The sequence below is a fragment of the Alcanivorax sp. HI0044 genome, assembly GCF_001634945.1.
The window spans coordinates 1-824 of sequence record NZ_LWEZ01001805.1 but is presented as its reverse complement, the minus strand read 5'-3'; the positions used below and the strand labels follow the sequence as shown (position 1 = coordinate 824).

Sequence of the window (824 nt, the reverse complement as noted above, 5' to 3'; positions counted from 1 at the left end):
CGTGTGATGTCCCAGCTGAAAACCCCGATTATCGCCACCGTCATTGGCGAGGGCGGGTCTGGCGGCGCCCTGGCCATCGGTGTCTGCGACCATTTGCAGATGCTGGAATTCTCCACCTATTCGGTGATTTCCCCGGAAGGCTGTGCCTCGATTCTCTGGCGCAGTGCCGACAAGGCCCCGGAAGCGGCGGAAGCCATGGGCCTGACGGCCGGCCGGCTGCATGAACTCGGCATCGTGGACCAAGTGATCAAGGAGCCGTTGGGCGGCGCTCACCGTGATCACGACCAGGCCGCGGACGCCGTTCGCAAGGCGCTGGAAACCCAGCTGGAATCGCTGCGCGCCATGGACATGGATGCGCTGATCGACCGCCGTTACGAGCGCCTGATGAGCTACGGCAACGTGACCAGCGACCCCGCTGACGAATAACCATGTCCTATGCTGCCGGGTTCAGCCAGTCGCTGGCTGAACAGGCCCCCGACGGGCCTCTGCTGCTGGCCCTCAGTGGCGGTCTGGACTCCTGCCTGTTGCTTCATCTCCTGATCAAAGCGGGTCTGGGTCCGCGTCTTTCCGCTGTTCATATTGACCATCAATTGCAGGCCGATAGCCAGGGCTGGTCGCGTTTTTGCCAGTCGCTGGCGGACCAGCAAGGTATCCCGCTCGCTATTGAAACGGTGGCTGTCGACATGGCCAACGGGCTCGAAGCCGGTGCCCGTGAGGCCCGTTATCGTGTGCTATTGCCGCTGGCGCGCGCCCAGGGCGCAACACTGGTGATGGCCCACCATCGCAATGATCAGGCGGAAACCCTGCTGTTCCGGCTGCTGCGT

General features: G+C 63.3%; 1 protein-coding gene and 1 pseudogene. Both read left to right on the top strand.

Annotated features, from left to right (window positions below; translation table 11 throughout):
* Window positions 1-426, top strand: a pseudogene (locus A3730_RS26995) (acetyl-CoA carboxylase carboxyl transferase subunit alpha); the annotation flags it as partial.
* A 2-nt stretch (window positions 427-428) separates the two neighbouring features.
* On the top strand, window positions 429-824 hold a 396-nt coding region (gene tilS / locus A3730_RS26990), incomplete at its 3' end, for a tRNA lysidine(34) synthetase TilS (RefSeq protein WP_063539337.1).